Source organism: Vibrio sp. 1402, assembly GCF_033340275.1.
In genome coordinates this window covers 94,396-112,763 of the sequence record NZ_JAWOWE010000009.1, presented here as the reverse complement: position 1 = coordinate 112,763, position 18,368 = coordinate 94,396, and the positions used below count along the sequence as shown (strand labels likewise).

Annotated in this window: 18 protein-coding genes and 1 tRNA gene; 5 read left to right on the top strand and 14 right to left on the bottom strand. The window is 44.6% G+C overall.

Translation table 11 applies throughout. The features are described 5' to 3' along the window. Position 1: 1 nt before the first annotated feature. Both dptF and R7044_RS17015 read right to left on the bottom strand, forming a co-directional pair. Positions 2-1,597 carry a DNA phosphorothioation-dependent restriction protein DptF gene (gene dptF / locus R7044_RS17020; protein WP_225455694.1) on the bottom strand — a complete coding sequence of 532 codons (1,596 nt, stop codon included), beginning with the start codon at positions 1,595-1,597 and terminating at the stop codon, positions 2-4. Between the two features lie 333 nt (positions 1,598-1,930). After that, positions 1,931-2,007, bottom strand: a tRNA-Arg gene (locus R7044_RS17015). A 203-nt stretch (positions 2,008-2,210) separates the two neighbouring features. Between R7044_RS17015 and folD the strand changes: the two genes are divergently transcribed. Then, entirely contained in the window at positions 2,211-3,071 is an 861-nt protein-coding gene (folD, locus tag R7044_RS17010; protein ID WP_005382297.1) for a bifunctional methylenetetrahydrofolate dehydrogenase/methenyltetrahydrofolate cyclohydrolase FolD, read from the top strand. A 68-nt stretch (positions 3,072-3,139) separates the two neighbouring features. Here folD and R7044_RS17005 read toward each other — a convergent pair whose 3' ends face one another. The 4 genes from R7044_RS17005 to R7044_RS16990 form a co-directional block, all read right to left on the bottom strand. After that, positions 3,140-4,339: a NupC/NupG family nucleoside CNT transporter gene (locus R7044_RS17005; protein ID WP_172563346.1), complete on the bottom strand. Its 1,200-nt coding sequence runs from the start codon at positions 4,337-4,339 to the stop codon at positions 3,140-3,142. A gap of 257 nt (positions 4,340-4,596) precedes the next feature. Next, positions 4,597-5,541 carry a LysR family transcriptional regulator gene (locus R7044_RS17000; RefSeq protein WP_172563347.1) on the bottom strand — a complete coding sequence of 315 codons (945 nt, stop codon included), beginning with the start codon at positions 5,539-5,541 and terminating at the stop codon, positions 4,597-4,599. A gap of 88 nt (positions 5,542-5,629) precedes the next feature. After that, positions 5,630-6,601 carry a lytic transglycosylase domain-containing protein gene (locus tag R7044_RS16995; protein ID WP_005388330.1) on the bottom strand — a complete coding sequence of 324 codons (972 nt, stop codon included), beginning with the start codon at positions 6,599-6,601 and terminating at the stop codon, positions 5,630-5,632. A 48-nt stretch (positions 6,602-6,649) separates the two neighbouring features. Next, complete coding sequence (locus R7044_RS16990; RefSeq protein ID WP_005382303.1) at positions 6,650-6,931, bottom strand: YcgL domain-containing protein; 282 nt, start codon at positions 6,929-6,931, stop codon at positions 6,650-6,652. Positions 6,932-7,128: 197 nt separating this feature from the next. Between R7044_RS16990 and minC the strand changes: the two genes are divergently transcribed. Genes minC through minE form a run of 3 tightly spaced genes read left to right on the top strand, consistent with a single transcriptional unit; the run spans position 7,129 to position 8,887 of the window. Then, on the top strand, positions 7,129-7,791 hold the full coding sequence (gene minC / locus R7044_RS16985) for a septum site-determining protein MinC (RefSeq protein WP_005382304.1): 663 nt from the start codon (positions 7,129-7,131) through the stop codon (positions 7,789-7,791). A gap of 17 nt (positions 7,792-7,808) precedes the next feature. Beyond that, positions 7,809-8,621: a septum site-determining protein MinD gene (gene minD, locus R7044_RS16980; RefSeq protein ID WP_005388331.1), complete on the top strand. Its 813-nt coding sequence runs from the start codon at positions 7,809-7,811 to the stop codon at positions 8,619-8,621. Positions 8,622-8,623: 2 nt separating this feature from the next. Beyond that, positions 8,624-8,887, top strand: a complete 264-nt coding sequence (gene minE, locus R7044_RS16975) for a cell division topological specificity factor MinE (protein WP_005388332.1) — start codon at positions 8,624-8,626, stop codon at positions 8,885-8,887. Between the two features lie 77 nt (positions 8,888-8,964). Here the strand turns inward: minE and rnd are convergent, their stop codons facing one another. From rnd to R7044_RS16940, 7 genes are all read right to left on the bottom strand, one after another. Then, positions 8,965-10,083, bottom strand: coding sequence for a ribonuclease D (gene rnd, locus R7044_RS16970; RefSeq protein ID WP_225455693.1), 1,119 nt, complete (start codon positions 10,081-10,083; stop codon positions 8,965-8,967). A 79-nt stretch (positions 10,084-10,162) separates the two neighbouring features. Beyond that, positions 10,163-11,854, bottom strand: a complete 1,692-nt coding sequence (fadD, locus tag R7044_RS16965) for a long-chain-fatty-acid--CoA ligase FadD (protein WP_225455692.1) — start codon at positions 11,852-11,854, stop codon at positions 10,163-10,165. Positions 11,855-11,960: 106 nt separating this feature from the next. Further along, the gene (locus R7044_RS16960; RefSeq protein ID WP_064376303.1) at positions 11,961-12,815 is read right to left on the bottom strand and encodes an alpha/beta fold hydrolase; all 855 of its coding nucleotides are present in this window, start codon (positions 12,813-12,815) and stop codon (positions 11,961-11,963) included. A gap of 6 nt (positions 12,816-12,821) precedes the next feature. Further along, positions 12,822-13,379 carry a Slp family lipoprotein gene (locus tag R7044_RS16955; protein WP_005382214.1) on the bottom strand — a complete coding sequence of 186 codons (558 nt, stop codon included), beginning with the start codon at positions 13,377-13,379 and terminating at the stop codon, positions 12,822-12,824. 41 nt (positions 13,380-13,420) lie between these two features. Next, entirely contained in the window at positions 13,421-13,726 is a 306-nt protein-coding gene (locus R7044_RS16950) for a hypothetical protein (RefSeq protein ID WP_017819942.1), read from the bottom strand. Positions 13,727-13,786: 60 nt separating this feature from the next. Further along, positions 13,787-14,488 (bottom strand): tRNA (adenosine(37)-N6)-threonylcarbamoyltransferase complex dimerization subunit type 1 TsaB, encoded by a 702-nt coding sequence (gene tsaB, locus R7044_RS16945; RefSeq protein WP_064376304.1) that lies wholly within the window; start codon positions 14,486-14,488, stop codon positions 13,787-13,789. A gap of 29 nt (positions 14,489-14,517) precedes the next feature. Then, on the bottom strand, positions 14,518-16,458 hold the full coding sequence (locus tag R7044_RS16940) for an ATP-dependent DNA helicase (RefSeq protein WP_053303287.1): 1,941 nt from the start codon (positions 16,456-16,458) through the stop codon (positions 14,518-14,520). 218 nt (positions 16,459-16,676) lie between these two features. Between R7044_RS16940 and purU the strand changes: the two genes are divergently transcribed. Then, on the top strand, positions 16,677-17,510 hold the full coding sequence (gene purU, locus R7044_RS16935; protein WP_005382206.1) for a formyltetrahydrofolate deformylase: 834 nt from the start codon (positions 16,677-16,679) through the stop codon (positions 17,508-17,510). A gap of 74 nt (positions 17,511-17,584) precedes the next feature. Here the strand turns inward: purU and R7044_RS16930 are convergent, their stop codons facing one another. After that, the gene (locus tag R7044_RS16930) at positions 17,585-18,184 is read right to left on the bottom strand and encodes a VOC family protein (protein ID WP_017634806.1); all 600 of its coding nucleotides are present in this window, start codon (positions 18,182-18,184) and stop codon (positions 17,585-17,587) included. Between the last annotated feature and the right edge of the window lie 184 nt (positions 18,185-18,368).

Here is an 18,368-nt window from a genome sequence, read left to right as displayed (position 1 = left end):
CTTAAATACCACTCACTTCGAAATACTCGTCATCTTCATTGACGATCTTGTAGCGCTTATCATTTTTCAGGATAAACAGGGTGTTCTTCTCGTTTGCAACAGTGATGAGCTGTTCAATCACCTCATCTAACAAAAGCACCGCATTTTTATCGTGCTTATTCGGTCGATATCCCTGATTAACCTTTTCTAGCAACTCAAGTAAGTTAATACTGATTGGCATTGGAAGCAGTGCGTTATCATCAGCACGGATGTGCGCATTGAAAGAACCAATTTTGCCAACACCTTGAGTTTTGATAGCTGTAAAATCAGGTTTAACCTCTAACTCTGCCGCAGTTTTAAATCCATTGTATTCCGAGATAAAAAACTGGTCTTTATCAAGCGTGGGGGAGTTACGGTTGCAGTAACGGTGGATAGCCGAAATTAAGATATCTTTATAGAATTTGTTGAGATCTCTTCTCTGCTTAGCTGAACCGTCAAATTCCCGATGAAGTAACCAGATATTTGCATACTGATTAACTAAGGAGTTATCGAAGTCGACTTTCAATTCGTTGATGTATTCGTTTGCAAACCGCTCTTCATCTTTGAGCAAGTAAACCATGCGCAGATAAGAAGTAGCACTTGATACGTCAAATACACCGAGCGGCTTCACTTGTTCTTTCAACTGAGTAAAACCTTCATCTTCAATGCCTAAACCAAATTGCAAAACAAACTCATCAATCTTGCGAGTATGAATATTGCCTGGGTCAAAGCTCTGAATGTGCTCCAGCAGCTCGTTATCCGCGCCAGAGAATAAGTTGTCGAAAAGGTAACCATCCGTTGCTAAGATCTGAAAAACAAAATCTAGTAAAGCACGTGCCGTTAAAAATTGGTCTTTGATCAAACGCGCTTTGAGTAGTAGAGCGATAATGTTCTTTTGAACGGAATCCAAACCCAATAAAGCGTAGTTTGCAGTCAATACGCTATGACCGGATTTTTTCACTTCATTGTCGTAGAGCGCGTAAAACGGGTTATCTAAAGTTGGCTCAGTTAAGCGAGCAAGGAACTGAGCCGCAAAATCGGATGTGCTCACTTCGTGGCCAAGAGTGAATTTCGGATACTGTTCGAAATCTAGAAATGTATGGTTTGCTGGAATGTCGTCCGTTTGATTTTCCAAAAAAGCCTTTATCGACGATTTCACATCGCTATGTTGGTCAGCACCTTCCTCAGCATAGTTACCCAACATACCAATATTAATGCCAACAACGAGTGGCTTGTCATTTTTTTTGAATTGACTGAAACGCTCATCTAACGCATGAATCGCTGTCTGGCTAGGATTAAAGCTATGTGTCGCATCAAGATGAAAATCATGCGTTGCTCTATGTTTTTGGCTATATCGGGTCAATATCTCCGACTTGCCATCGCCACTACTGCCACATAAAAAAATGATTTCATCTTTTTTTGCAGACAGAAGCGCTTTCTTGAAATCAGTTTCAATTTCAGTTTCGATATAGATGTGATGCTTGTACTCGGCCAGAAGATCTTGATTTTTCTCTCTTTCGGTGCTCACCGCATAGGGTGAGGACTTGGAGAGGATGCTGAGGGCTTGTGCTAAATTCAAGGTTATTTCTCTTCAAATATGAATAACAGATATTATTTATGAGCGTAAATATTATCAAATCCCAAAATTACTTTATAGCATACCGTTTGAGGATGTATATATTGAGAGATGAAACGTGAATATGCGATTAGTATATTATCTAATGAGTAAAAAAGTTAAATCTTCCCTTAGAAAAACATGAGCTAGCTGACATTATTGTTAGTCAGGTATTCCAACTTATGTATGATTATCAGCTAAAACAGTACTAGCCACCAAGTTTCGCTTTAGAAAAATTCGTTTCCAGAAACGACAAAGCCCCGACAACTCAAAGAGTTATCGGGGCTTTTGAATAAATGGCACGCCCTATTGGATTCGAACCAATGACCACATCCTTAGAAGGGACGTGCTCTATCCAGCTGAGCTAAGGGCGCGCTACAGGGACAGGATTATACGAGTTCAAACGGGTAAATCAACGGGTTTTCATAACATTCTGATCTGAATGCCTAAAAAAAGTCCATTAAAACGCTTAATGTTCAAAAACACCACAAAGCAAACGTTTGCGTATGGATGTTAATAAGAAATTCTGCGACAATGCGCCGCAGATAATCTGCCTTCTTAATTTATAAGGAAAGTCATGACTGCTCAAAATATAGACGGAACTCTCATTTCCCAAACTGTTCGATCCGAAGTGGCTGCACGTGTTAAAGCACGTGTTGAAGCTGGGCTACGTGCTCCTGGTTTAGCAGTGGTTCTAGTTGGTGAAGATCCTGCTTCTCAGGTTTATGTCGGTAGCAAACGCCGCGCATGTGAAGAAGTTGGGTTTGTTTCTAAGTCTTTTGACCTTCCTGCGTCTAGCTCAGAAGAAGAGTTACTAGCGCTGATTGATGAATTAAACAACGATGATGAAATTGACGGCATTCTAGTGCAATTACCCCTTCCTGCGGGCATAGACACAACACATGTTTTAGAGCGCATTCACCCAGAGAAGGACGTGGATGGCTTCCACCCTTATAACGTTGGCCGTCTTGCGCAACGTATTCCAAAGCTTCGCTCTTGCACGCCAAAGGGCATCATTACCCTACTCGACCGTTACAACATTGAGCTGCGTGGTAAACATGCGGTTGTGGTTGGCGCATCAAACATTGTTGGTCGTCCAATGACACTTGAGCTGCTGCTTGCGGGCTGCACAACAACAACATGTCACCGTTTTACCAAAGACCTAGAGAGTCATGTGCGTCAAGCTGACGTTGTCGTGGTTGCGGTTGGTAAGCCTAACTTCATCCCTGGTGAGTGGATTAAAAAAGGCGCAGTGGTGGTCGATGTCGGTATTAACCGTCTTGACTCAGGCAAACTAGTTGGCGACGTGGAGTACGACAAAGCACGTGAAAGTGCGAGCTTTATTACTCCTGTTCCTGGTGGCGTTGGCCCAATGACCGTCGCAAGTTTAATTGAGAACACGATGCTCGCTTGCGAACAGTTCCACACAGACAAATAACGTAAAACTTCAGATACGAAAAAGGCTCCGCGAGGAGCCCTTTTGCTAATTGTTGATATCTATTTCAATTACAGACTTAAAATCACGCCCGCAATAGAAGCGCTCATTAAGTTCGCCATGACACCAGCGATAATCGCACGGAAACCATGCTTAGAAACAAATGCACGCTTTTCTGGTACCAAAGAGCCTAACCCACCAATCAGCATCGCCATGCTTGAGATGTTTGCAAAGCCACACAAAGCAAACGTCACGATTGCTTGTGAGTGTTCACTAAGTTGAGACTTCACTTCTGCAAGCTGGATGAAAGCGACGAACTCGTTCACCACGATCTTGTTACCAATAAGCGAGCCCGCCGTAATCGCCTCTTCCCATGGCACACCTAACAACCATGCGACAGGTGCAAATACGTAGCCTAAGATAAGCTCAAAGCTTAGTGTCGTACCAATAAGGTCTCCAACCCAACCTAGCATCCCGTTCAACAACGCGATTACGCTGATGAACGCTAACAACGTACCACCGACCGATACAGCGATACGAACACCCGCCATTGCGCCATCGGCTAACGCTTCAACCACGTTAGTTGCACGTGGAATTTCAACTTGGCTAATGTCGATATCTGCTGCTTTATCCGTATCTTCTGGCATTAAAATTTTTGCCATCAACAAGCCGGCAGGTGCCGACATAAATGCAGCAGCAATAAGATAATTGAGGTCGACACCCAGTGATGCGTAACCAACCAACGTTCCGCCAGCAACTGACGCTAAACCACCTGTCATAACTGCAAAGAACTGCGAGTCAGTCATGTGTTTTAGGTAAGGCTTTACCATTAATGGTGCTTCAATGGTGCCAACAAAGATATTCGCCGTAGCAGACAAAGACTCAGCACGACCGATACCTAGCAGCTTTTGAATACCACCACCGATAAAGTTAATGATTTTTGGCATCACACCAATGTGATAAAGACCTGAGATAAGAGAGGAGAAGAAAACGATGATACCCAGAACATTGATCGCAAAGGTGAAGCCCCCTGTCGCCAAATTACCGAATAAAAACGCAATGCCCTCTTGACCATAGTTGATCAAATTCGACACAACACTGCTCACTGAATTCAGCGCATCTCGTCCTGCTGGTACATATAAAACCAACAACGCAAACAGTACCTGCAAAGCAAACGCAAACGACACCGTTCTCAGCTTTATATTTTTTCTATTTGTAGAAAGTAGCCATGCTAGGAATAGTATGGCTACGATACCAATAATTGAGTTCATAAAATGAATCCGACAGAAGGGGGATATGGAAGGCACCGGATTGTATAGCGGACTCAAAATGCTGCAAGTTGAGGATGTTAACAGTGTGAAAAGTTTAAGCGACCAATAACTGACCAACAAAATAACCAATTGAATTTATTGAAGATAAACGTTTGCTTATTTTAATTATTTCCATATGGAAAATATGTTTCTGGTTCAGGAAAAATTTTTGTGAAGTGAATCACCTTATGTGTCGTTCTACAACGTCATTGATCCTGTTATTTAGGAATAGAGATGTAAGGCGCCAAACGTTGGTCCCAATGACAAGGGTTGCCGATCTTCTGTTTGATAAAGTTAATCACTGCGGATATTTTTTTTGGCATATGCTGGCGGCTTGGGTATACCGCATAAAACGGCATCGACTGGCTGGCTTTCCAGTCAGGTAACAGCTGTATTAACTTACCCGTTCTAAACTCATCCCCCAGCAAGTAAGTGGCAAGGTAGGCAATACCCCAACCTGCAGTAGCCGCATCCCGAACGGCTTCTGCCAGATCCACTGAATAGTTACCCGAGACTTTTACGTTCAATTCTTGCTGATCTTTGGTAAACGCCCACCCCGTATAGTCACGCTCCCAGCTTCTGTATATGAGGCAGTTGTGAGCAGATAGGTCATCCGGTTCTGCTGGCGTGTCATGTTTCAATAAGTAATCTGGCGATGCCGCAACAACAAACTGGCAATCCGTCAAACGCTGCGCAATGTAACCTTCAGGCAAATGCTCGTTGTTGGTTACCCATAAATCGAGCCCTTCGGCTAACATATCGACCTTATAGTCAAACAGATGTACTTCCACTTGAAGTTGAGGATATAGTTCGCGTAACTCTTGAATCGCTGGAATAATGTGTAAGGTACCAAATGATTGCGACAACCCAAGACGTACCAAACCTGCTACTTCATCCCGCTGGGTTTCCATCTCTAATGTGGCGCTGCTCACCGCTTGTACCACTTGCTCACAGTGATGAAAAAAGGTTTTCCCTGCCTCAGTCGGCGTAAAGCTTCGCGTAGTGCGTTGAACAAGCTTGATACCAAGAGACGCTTCTAACTGACTTAACTGTTTACTCACATGAGACACCGACACGCCTAAGCTCTTTGCAGCAGCTGTGAAGCTTTTGTGTTTAAGAAGAGCGGAGAAAATCACCATTTGTGCGGCACGTTCAGATAACACGCTTTACCTCGATTTGGTTATAGAAAAAACAAAGGGCTCCGAAGAGCCCTTGTATTGAAGACTGGATGCCAAATTGTTTGATGGCAGATCAGTATTTAATGCGGTCAGCCAAGTGACTCACAGCAAGTGCGAAGTAGTAAGAGCGGTTCCACTTCATCAATACGTTGTAGTTATTGTAAACCAGATACGTACGACCATTCTCGTCGTCCGGCATGATCAACCATGCTTTGATGTCTTCATCCAGTTTTGGCAACGGGCTACCGTCATATTTTGTGATACCTAATTGGCTCCACTCTTGAAGGTATTTGCCTTTTTCAGCCGTGCGCCCTTCTAGACTGCGATCAATATTTTTAGGAACCTTAACTTGGCGACCCCAAGTATATTTATCATCCCAACCAGACTTGCTCAAATAGTTAGCGGTTGATGCAAACACGTCCGCTTCAGATTGCCATATGTCTTTTTTACCATCCCCGTTGCCGTCAGCAGCAAAACGAAGGAAAGAGCTTGGCATAAACTGGCATTGACCCATCGCACCAGCCCATGAGCCTTTAAAGTTCTCTAGCTCAATATGGCCTTGATCGAGGATCTGCAGTGCCGACATGGTCTCTTTACGGAAAAACTCTTCACGACGGCCTTCAAATGCCATTGTGGATAGTGCATCAATCACTTTAAAGTTGCCGGTAAACTTACCAAAGTTACTTTCAACTCCCCAAAGTGCCACAATAAAGCGCGGATGGACACCGTACTCATCGCCTATACGCTTTAGCTCAGTATAATGCTCTTTGTAGAGTTGTCTGGCTTGCTTCACCTTCCACTCAGGCACCGCGCGAGGAATGTACTCATCCAATGTCAGTTTCTTTTCTGGTTGGTTTCGGTCCGCTTTTACTGCTCGGGGCTTGTACTCAACATTAGCAAAAGCAGCACTAATGACCTGCTCTGAGATACCTTTATCACGAGCTTCAGCACGCAGCTTATTCAAGTATTCATCAAAACCCTCGCTACTTGCAAAAGCCGAGGTACACATACCAACGCTAAGCATGGTAGCCAGTATCTTTTTCATATTGCCCTCCTTGAGCAAGGCAGAAATCCCAGATGAAAAACGATGACGTTATTCGCCTTTCTGCTGGGCTTTTTGTTCTTTGTACTTTTCTAATAGGTTCTCCGGCGGCGGTGGAACCTGAAGAAAGAAGCCATCATTTTGTAATGAAGCCTTCACTTTTTCGATATCAACTTGTGCCAATTTACGGCCATCAAGTTTAATCGTCATGACAGCGATAGGCTTACCGAACATCTGCATTAAGGTGTCAGGAACCTGTGAAAAATCATCCTTTTTCGGAATATAGAGATAAGTACCTTCTTTTTTCGAGCTTTTATAAATAGAACAAAGCATGACACGCCTTTTATGCTGATTTAGCCGCGTTGAGTGCGGATTAGGTTGTAAACGTCAAATTCTCGCAAACTTAATAGCAAATTTGAGATTAATTCACCTATTTGCCCACGAGAGAACTTGCTGCGTCAAAGGATGAAATATAACATGACATACCTAGTTTAAGGCAACGCTCTTTCAATAAAGGCAAGAAGTCCACGATGACCCATTCACCAGACCTTAAAGGTAGCAGTTTTACATTGTCAGTTTTACACCTTTCTGACAATGAGATCGCAAAGACTGTCGAATTTTTGCAAGAAAAAGTTTCTCAAGCACCTTCTTTTTTTGCATCCGCGCCTTTGGTAATCAATATAGCAAAAGTACAAGGCGACATTGATTTCCCTAAGCTTAAACAAGGCATCTCAGATGCCGGTTTTATTCCGGTCGGTGTAACGGGCTGTAAAGACAAGCGTGTACAAAACCTTGCTTCCGAAGCTGGCTTCGCCATTATGTCGGCGAGCAAATCGCCAAGCCAAGCACCTGCCAAAATGGCACCAACGAAAGTAGTTCGTACGCCTGTCCGCTCAGGACAACAGATCTACGCAAAAGATGGTGATTTGGTGGTGCTAGCGCACGTAAGTGCAGGTGCTGAAGTCATTGCTGACGGCTCTATTCATATCCATGGCACACTTCGAGGTCGTGCGATTGCAGGAGCAAGTGGTCAGCAGGAAGCGCGTATTATTTGCCACGATTTACAAGCAGAACTGGTATCCATTGCGGGTGACTACTGGTTAAGCGATCAAATTGAAAGCGAGTACTGGCAAAAGAAAGTAATGATCAGTAAAGCCGATGAATCATTACATTTAGAAGTTCTCGCGATTTAATCTAAAAAGGAAAAAAAATGGCACGCATTATTGTAGTAACGTCTGGTAAAGGTGGCGTTGGTAAAACCACTTCAAGCGCAGCCATCGCCTCTGGTCTAGCTCTTAAGGGAAAAAAGACCGCGGTGATCGATTTTGACATCGGTTTGCGTAACCTCGATCTAATCATGGGCTGTGAGCGCCGCGTCGTGTATGACTTTGTGAACGTCATTAACGGCGAAGCGACATTAAACCAAGCGCTGATCAAAGATAAGCGCACGGACAACCTATTTATTCTTCCTGCTTCTCAAACTCGTGATAAAGACGCACTGACAAAAGATGGTGTTCAGCGCGTATTCGGCGAACTTGATGAAATGGGCTTTGATTTCATTATTTGTGATTCACCAGCAGGTATCGAGCAAGGCGCGTTAATGGCCTTGTACTATGCCGATGAAGCCATTGTCACAACGAACCCAGAAGTCTCTTCTGTGCGTGACTCTGACCGCATTCTCGGTATTTTAGATTCCAAGTCACTGCGTGCAGAACAAGGGCTAGAGCCAGTAAAACAGCACCTTCTACTGACTCGCTACAACCCATCTCGCGTCACTCAAGGCGAAATGCTAAGCGTTGAAGACGTTGAGGAGATCTTACATATTCCACTACTGGGCGTGATTCCAGAAAGCCAAGCCGTGCTTAACGCGTCAAACAAAGGTGTGCCAGTCACTTTTGACGATAACACCGATGCGGGTATGGCTTATTCTGACACCGTTGATCGCTTATTAGGCAATCAGGTTGAATTTCGTTTCCTTACTGAGGAGAAGAAAGGACTCTTTAAACGACTCTTTGGAGGCTAGACATGTCATTATTAGAATTTTTCCGTCCACAGAAGAAAACTTCTGCGAATCTAGCTAAAGAGCGTTTGCAAATCATTGTCGCAGAGCGCCGCAGCCAAAATGATCCTGCGCCGTCTTACTTGCCTCAATTAAAAGAAGACATCTTGAAAGTAATCAGCAAGTACGTGGCAATTGATCCAAATATGGTTGACTTAACATTTGAGCACAAAGACGACGATATCTCAGTTCTTGAGCTGAATGTGAAGCTACCAGACGAAGAAAAGTAATCAGTTTCTCTCGCAAGACGAATGCTCTAATTAGAATGAAAAAGGTTGGCATCGAGGCCAACCTTTTTCATCTTTCATTACTTTAATGCTTTATTCATCTTGTCGCCGAGTAAATCCAAACGCCACCCTTGCATCAAATCAGGCAATACTTCTGGGTCACGATCTTTTTTCCAAACCCAACTGATCAACTGATTGATCTGCTTTTTAGAGGCAAGGAACTCCGTGGCTAAACCTGACTTCTGCGAAGCCGATTTCACCAAGTCTTTCATATTTTTGAAGACCTGCTTGTAACCCGGATAGTCCATTAAACGCTCAATTTTCGCAGGATACTCTTCAGAAGGTGTTTGCTTCGCTTGCTTAACAATCGCGGCAATCTTCGCGCCATGGCGGTTAATCGCTCGGATATCAATATCTTCTGCTTCCATCTTCTTAAAGTTCGTTAAACCAAGACGAGCGACCGTTAATAGATCACCTTCTTTGAAGATAAAGTTCAGCGCTAAATCTCGTTTGATTGCTTCACGATAACGCCACGTCGCCAATGGCTTTAAAATAGCCAGCTCAGAAGGTTTTAATTGCCAAGCGCCCTTAATATCAAGGTAGGCATTCTCTTCATTGGTTACGCGAATACGTTTCGAAACGAGTAAATCACTTTCTTGCTGTACAGCTTCCCACCAACCTGCTTGCGTCACCTTATCGAACAGCTTTTCGTATAACGGTAACAAGTAATGAACATCTGCGGCAGCATAATCTAATTGCTTTTGTGTCAGTGGACGAGCCATCCAGTCGGTACGTGATTCACTTTTGTCGAGCTCTACGCCTAAATATTCTTCCACCAGCGATGCGAAGCCTGTCGATAGGCCGTGACCGAGAAAAGCGGCCATCAGCTGCGTATCCACCATAGGGAATGGTGTACAACCAAAAGCGTGTTGGAAAACTTCTAAATCTTCACCACATGCGTGCAGCACTTTTAGCACAGAAGTATCTTTTAATAGCGCTACAAACGGCGTCATATCCGTTAATTCAGTCGGATCAATCAGCGAGAGGCGATTACCATCGAAAAGCTGAATCAGACCTAACTGCGGGTAGAAAGTGCGAATACGAACGAATTCGGTATCCAGCATCACTACGTCTGCCTCTCGGGCATGAGTGCAAACCTCTTCTAGGTCTTTGTTTTTAGTAATAATTTGATAGTTCACATACTTCTCGCTATAAAAAATGCCAGCAAAACGCTGGCATTCTATCATTTTTTAAATCTCTCGACTCGACGAAATCGGCTTATGCGCTTTTCTTCGCAAGTTCAGCGTCATTCTCTTCGCGTAAAACACGACGCAAGATCTTACCGACATTGGTTTTAGGTAAGTCTTCGCGGAACTCAACCAACTTCGGAACTTTGTAGCCAGTTAGGTGTTCTCGACAATGCGCGATCACTTCGTCTTTGGTCAAGCTCGGATCGCGTTTCACGACATAAATCTTCACTAATTCACCAGACACTTCATGCGGCTGACCAATAGCAGCAACTTCAAGTACTTTGCCGTGAAGTGCTACAACGTCTTCGATTTCGTTCGGGTAAACATTAAAGCCTGATACTAAGATCATGTCTTTCTTACGGTCAACGATATGCAGGAAGCCTTCGTCATCGAACTTAACGATGTCGCCAGTTGATAGCCAGCCGTCTTCGTTAATCGTATCTTTCGTTGCTTCAGGTCGTTGCCAGTAACCTTGCATAACCTGAGGACCACGAACTTGAAGTTCACCAGTTTCAGTATTCGCAAGAGCGTTGCCTTCTTCATCCACGATACGAACTTCTGTTGATGGTACCGGCAGACCAATAGAGCCATTGTATTCAACAAGATCATGCGGATATGCCGCCACCAACGGAGAACACTCTGTTAGACCGTAACCTTCGAGCAAATAGCAACCCGTGGTCTTTTGCCATCTTTCTGCCACTGAGCGCTGCACTGCCATGCCGCCGCCAACGGCTAAACGTAGATTACTGAAATCCAACTCGTGGAAATCTTCATTATTGACCAATGCATTAAATAAGGTATTCACGCCCGTAATCGCAGTAAACGGATGCTTTTGTAGCTCTTTCACGAACCCTGGAATATCTCTTGGGTTGGTAATAAGTAAGTTACGACCACCCATTTCAACAAACAGCAGACAGTTTACGGTAAGAGCAAATACGTGATACAGCGGTAACGCTGTCACGACTAATTCACGCCCCGGAGATAAAACCGGTCCGTACGCGCCTTTTGCCTGTAGAACGTTCGCAATCATGTTGCGGTGAGTCAGAATCGCGCCTTTCGCGACACCTGTCGTCCCCCCCGTATATTGCAGGAATGCAATGTCATCCCCAGACATAAACGGTTTAACGTATTGTAGACGACGACCTTTACGTAGAGCCTGACGCATTGAGATTGCACCAGGTAAATCGTACTTAGGCACCATGCCCTTAACGTACTTCACGACAAAATCGACAATCGTACCTTTCGCTCGTGGCAGCATTTGACCAAGACTGGTTAACACTACGTGTTTGACTGGTGTTTTATCGACAATTTGTTCTAGCGTGTTCGCAAAGTTAGACACAATCACAATCGTCGTCGCACCTGAGTCATTCAATTGGTGTTCAAGTTCACGAGGAGTGTAAAGTGGGTTAACGTTTACGGCGATACAACCTGCACGCAAAATACCAAATAATGCTACTGGGTATTGCAGTAAGTTTGGCATCATCAGAGCAACGCGGTCACCCTTTTTCAGTTTTAACTCGTTTTGCAGATACGCTGCGAATGCGCGACTACGCTCTTCCAATTTACGGAAGGTCATAACCGAGCCCATGTTCATGAATGCTGGTTGGTCTGCATATTTTTGTACAGACTGTTCAAACATTTCTACCAAAGACTCATATTGCTCTGGATTAATGGTTTCAGGTACGTCACTTGGATAACGTGAAAGCCATGGTTTATCCACGATGTTACTCCTCGTTTATAACTGGCTAAAAAATAGCGTCCTTTTTATTTTGAAAGCTATTACAGCACAGCGAACGTGCTTGAGCACGCAACTCTCAAACACTTGTTTAAATTTTGTTAACTACACCAAGAATTCGCGTTGCGACCTCGAGTATTTGCTCTAAATGACAGTGATGACCACCCTTGACAGAAACCACTTGCGGTGGGCTCTCTCCCCAATCAGCTTGGTTAGATGGTAAATTCTGAAATCCTTGATCGCCTAATACAATCAAATGAGGACAACGTATTTGGCTGGTAATCGAGTTAGCATGCGCTTGCGCCATTCGGTAAAGCGACGCACATTTTAACTTGGCGTCATGCCGCCAATACCATTTATCTCCTCGCTGCTCTGTTCCACGCTCGACTATCGGTAGAAGCTGCTCAGCGGTTAATTGGTTGGCTTGCATGCGTAATTTTAACGCCAGATCGAAGGAGGCAATGGCTCGCTCTGGCTTGTTTTGCTGTCTTATTCGACTTAAAACGCCATCGCGAAGACGAGGCAAACTGTTAATAGGCTCTTCAGTAAGAGGTCCTGCTCCCTCAATTTGCACAAGACCTTCGACCTGCTCTGGAAACGCAGCACTATAGCAACTTGCGATTAAAGCACCAAGTGAATGCCCTACTAATATCAGTCTGTTTGGTGATAATTCGTCCAAAAACTGATACAAATCGGCAATATAGTCGTGAAAGGGGTAATAATTATCGTGAGATTTATGACTCGATAAACCGTGACCAAAATGATCGATGGCGAGGAGGTGTAAGTGAGGATTAAGTTGATTCAACTGCTCCATGAGCGCTTTAAAGCTGCCCGCATTATCTAACCACCCATGAAGAAAAACGACTGACAAGTCAGCCGTTTTCTCGTTCCCTATCTCAAGGGCTGCCATTTTGCCGGCAGGAAGCTCGAATTGACGCTCATGCATCGCAGATTATTTGACCTGTTTTATCACTTTACCGTCTTGTGGGAAATCATTACGCCACATGCGGCAGTTAATCGAGTAACATGGGTAAAAGTAGGTTGGCGAGTCATACATGCGTACACGTTCTTCAATTTTCCATAAACGGTACCCTTCCCCCTTTATTACCGGGAAGATGTAACCGTGCTCACCGATCTTTCCTTCTTCTTCCCCTGCTCCTTTGCCTACAACCGTCACCAAACGGCCTTCACTAAAGGCGACAGGCTCTAAATAGCCATCAAAATAGGCGACAAAACGTCCCGTAGGCTCTTCATCGATATCAGGTTTACCAGACTTACTGATAGGAAGGTTTACAATCTCTAGACGCGTTTTATCTTTAAAGTTATCCACTTTAGCGATGATTCCACCAAGGCGAACATCTTCACTCACTTGCCCCTGAGACTCAGCAAAAGCTTTATAGTCTGTAACGACCAATTCTGTGCTTGCATTTAGCTCCTCAGGCAACGAGCTACACGCAGACAAACCAACCGTAGCAAATAATGCGAGAAAAAACCGTCCAAAAACCTTCATAAACCACCTTTCAATATTAGTAACCCCAAGCTGGGGAGATCTCACACGTAAATATCGACACCAAGTAATTGAGCCAGTTCCTCTTTTTTAGCTCGATTCATGACATCCATGTACTGCTCCATTGCTTTACGTGCGCCCCCTTCAGGAAGGTCATATTGCACTTGAGCTCGGTGAATTTGGGACTCATCCACGTGTTTTATGGAGTGCGCCACGGCGTTAGCAACCTTTGAAGGCTGACCTACAGGCTGCTTTGTTTGTGATTTATTTACCTGCTTCTTTTGACTGGCTTTATGAGTGCGATTTGCACCGGGAATCAAAGAAGGAGGCAAGCCATTAATCGACGCCATAGCACTCCATAAAAATACAGGGCAAACGCCCTGCTTTTTGTCAGGTTAATGAAAAACGGACTATTCGCGACCAGGAAGTTTTTTCCATGTCACATTATCACGTAAATAAACAGGGCTCGAATCTTCGACCGGCACGGTATTACCCTTTTTAAATTCTTGTTCAGCAAGAATCACGATGTCTTGTGAATCAGGGTACAGAACGTCACCATGCGTCAAATTAAACGGTAGGCCTGCTAATACTTCTTGGTAAGCATCCCAACCAGTACCTGCTGTCGTCCACGTTTTGTCGTCTGCTTGTGCTTCTTCAACGAGACGTGCTGGTGGAATTACGCACTCTGCATCCACCCCTGCCCACTCACCGTTTGCTTGGCGAGTGTAACGTGCCCAGTAAACTTCACCCATACGTGCATCAATGGCCACAGCGACATCGGTCACACCATGTAAGCGATAGCTACCTTGAGCCATTGCAGCCAGCGTTGAAACGCCGATCATAGGTAAGTCAGCACCGAACGCCAAACCTTGTGCGATACCAATACCGATACGAACGCCAGTAAAGCTACCTGGACCACGTCCAAACGCTAACGCATCCAGCTCTTGTAGAGTCAGGCCAGCTTCTTTGAGTACTTCATCAACCATTGGCAGTACTTTTTTGGTGTGATCGCGTGGTGCAACCGCGCTACGTGAAATCACTTGATCATTAGCCAACAACGCAACTGAACAGTTTTCAGTCGCTGTATCGATAGCAAGAATTTTTGCGCTCATTTAACTCTCTACAACTCTCATTTATTGGGTTATGCCTCAGCACTTGCATCTGTGACAGATTGTTCTGCTTTCAGGAATGCTTTGATTCCATCTAAGTCTCGCGTCCTTGGGATAGGTGGTAGACTTCCGAGGAAAATACCACCATAGTCTCGCGTGACAAGGCGATTATCACAAATGATCAACGCACCGTGATCCTTCTGATCTCGAATTAATCGCCCGACTCCCTGCTTTAACGTAATCACTGCATCCGGGATTTGTACTTCAGCAAATGGTTCACCGCCACGTAATCGACAATCCTCGATACGGGCTTTGAGTAACGGATCGTCAGGGGCGGTAAACGGTAATTTGTCGATAATAACACAGCTCAGCGCATCACCTCTAACATCAATCCCTTCCCAGAAAGCGCCCGTCGCCACGAGTAAAGCGTTACCCAGTTCCATAAACTCCGCCAAGGTTTTCTGCTTACTCATCTCCCCTTGCATTAACACAGGCAGCTCAAGTACTTCTCGGAACTTCTCACCTAGTTCACGCATCATGCTGTGCGAGGTACATAAAAAGAAGCAGCGACCATCATTTTCTTCAATCACCGGAGCAAGCATTCGGACTAACTTATCCGCTAAGCCGTTACTGTTTGGCTCTGGCAAATACCTTGGCACACAAAGGCGCGCTTGTTTTTGATAATCAAAGGGGGACGGCAGAGAAAATTGCTTTGTAGGCTTGAGGCCAAGGCGCTCAGTAAAGTGCTTGAAGTCGCCCGATACAGCTAGGGTTGCTGACGTGAAAATCCACGCGCCTTGTTTAATCTCTATTTGCTCATGGAACTTGTCCGCGACAGAAAGAGGCGTAATGTGCAGAGCGAAATGACGAGGCGAGGTATCGTACCAGTATGAGTAACCGGTAATATCGACATCACAGACGCGGTCGATGCGGCCTTTGATCAAATTGGCTCGTTCAAAAGCGGTATCCAGTAATTGACTGCGCCCTAAAGCTATTTTGAGTACATCAATCGCCAATTCGAGGCTGTCAGTTAAGCGCAATAATTCTCGCTTAATAGAACCTGATTGCAACGCCTCACGCCAGTTGCCACGAAAGCCTGGCTCACCTAATACAATCCGCATGTCCATTGCGCTTTGCATGAGTTTGTCGCCCACTTTTTGCAATTGACGCATATCTTTGGCTTCGGTGCGGTAGGCTATTTCAATGTCTTTGGCAAGATCGTGAATTTGGCGGCTTGAAACTGACTGGCCGAAATATTCGCTCGCAATATCTGGCAACTGATGAGCTTCATCAAAAACAAACACATCGGCTTCTGGAATCAGTTCACCGAATCCTGTTTCTTTGATCGCTAAATCAGCAAGAAACAAGTGATGGTTCACTACAACAATGTCGGAATCCATGGCTCGCTTACGCGCTTTCAATACAAAGCAATCGGTGTAGCTCGGACACTCTTTACCTAAACAGTTATCATTGGTTGAGGTGATGGTCGGAATGATCATGCTGTCTTCTGGCAGATCATCACAATCACCAAGGTCACCTGTTTTGGTTTCTGATGACCAAGCACGCACTTTAACCAGTTGAGTTAATAACGTCGGGTCAGATTCATTAGTGTGGCTTTCGACCATTTGGCGGCTCAAACGATCCAAACACAGATAATTAGAACGCCCTTTTAATAATGCCACTTGACCATAAAAACCAAGCGCATTGACCATGAGCGGTAAGTCCCGATGGTACAACTGCTCTTGCAAGTTTTTCGAGCCTGTACTGATAATCACTTTTTTACCGCTCAACAGCGCAGGGACTAGGTATGCGAAGGTCTTACCGGTTCCGGTTCCTGCCTCCACCACCAACTGGGTTTGATCTTTGATCGCACTGCTGACGGCTTCCGCCATATCGATTTGTGGCTGACGAGCTTGAAAGCCAGGAATGGCCTTACCTAACGCGCCATCAGAGGAAAAAGTTTTTGCGATCATGCTTGGTATTGAGTTTGAAAAATTATCGAGAGTATATCAGAGGAATAGGAGTGACATCAGCCCACAATCTGACCAGCTTGCGGCGACACAAGGATATTTTGTTGAAACCAACGTAAGAATAGATTATTTATGGTGAAACATGGCAGTACAGTTACACCCGCCAGGGAATAATAACAAATTCGTACGCTAAAATATTAATGCATGGAAGTACCTGATTTATGGAAAAGAAAACACTGTTGACCCACTGTTCTGACGCCCCGGGTCTCATCTCGAAAATTACTAATATCTGTTACAAGCACCAACTCAACATCGTTCACAATAACGAATTTGTTGATAATACCAGTGGCCACTTTTTCATGAGAACGGAGCTAGAGGGATACTTCAACGATCAAACGTTTCTTGCCGACTTGGACCAAGCTCTCCCGCAAGGTGCTAAGCGTAAATTGGTTGGCTCTCGCCGTAAGCGCATCGTCATTCTCGTCACAAAAGAAGCGCATTGTTTAGGCGATATTCTGATGAAAACCTACGATGGAAGCCTAGATGTTGAGATCGCCGCTGTGGTGGGGAATTACGACAAACTGCAAACTCTCACTGAACGCTTCGACATTCCTTACCACCATGTGACCCATGAAAACCTTAGCCGTGAAGAACACGAGCAGAAGATGCTAGAAGTGATCGATCAATACGATGCTGACTTTTTGGTGCTAGCTAAATACATGCGCGTATTAACGCCGACGTTTGTTGAGAAATATCACCACAAAATCATTAATATTCATCACAGCTTCTTACCTGCTTTTATTGGCGCGAAGCCATATCAACAAGCTTACGATCGCGGTGTGAAAATCATCGGTGCAACAGCACACTTCGTGACTAATGATTTAGATGAAGGGCCGATCATCAAGCAAGACGTAATTCCTGTCGACCATACATTCAATGCCCAAGATATGGCGCAAGCGGGACGCGATGTAGAGAAGAACGTATTGAGTAAGGCTTTGAATAAAGTGATCAATGACCACGTCTTTGTTTATGGGAATAAGACAGTGATCCTTTAAGTTCATCGCTTTTGAATGAAAGAAAGGGTTGCTCATTTGCAAACCTTTCTTCTTTCTAGTCGTTCAAAACTTGCTTATTCAGCCTGCTCAGACTCCACAATACGCTTAAGTGAATGCGGGTGCAGTTTGATACAAATGTCTTGGTACTTAAACGCCACCGTTGGGTTGTTCAAGCGTTCGCCATCCCCTTTCGGGCTCGACAGTTTGATCTTCACACCCAGCTCTTCCAACTCATTAAAACGCGCCCCAAACGCTGGGTAAGTGTGTTTCAAATCAGCAAGAAACTCGTCTGCAGTTTCGGCATGAGACGGAATAACAAACTCCACATGTTCCCAGCTTTCAGTTGAGTAGATTTTGCCTTCCGCAGGGTATGGCAGTTCCAGACACTCAATCTTCCAGCCACGACTTTCCAACGCTTTATCGAATTCGATAACGATGATTGGGCGACCGTTGATTTTCGCTTGTGAAATCACCTTACCGTATTGATTCCATGCTTCATGCGCGGCTTTTGCTGTTTCAGTATCATTAATTCGCAGCGCAATATGGTCAGCTTGAGCAAAGCTCAGATCCAGTTTTAACAGGGATGCAAGCTCTTCAATCTTCGCCATAAATGCATCCAGATCTTGGATCATCAATTTAGGCGCTAGGCGTTTTTCAACTAGTTGAGTCGTCATTGTGGCTCTCTTTTGGGGCGATTTATCTCATTACTCTGAGCGCAATAGTAAACTCAAACCAAACCACATTTCCATTCAATCGAAAAAGTATAAATTTCCCCAATTCCTCTCTGTATGAAAAGCAATAAAGTTGTTATCATTAGCCCCATTTTTGTGAACTCCAACAGAACTCGGCACTTACTTC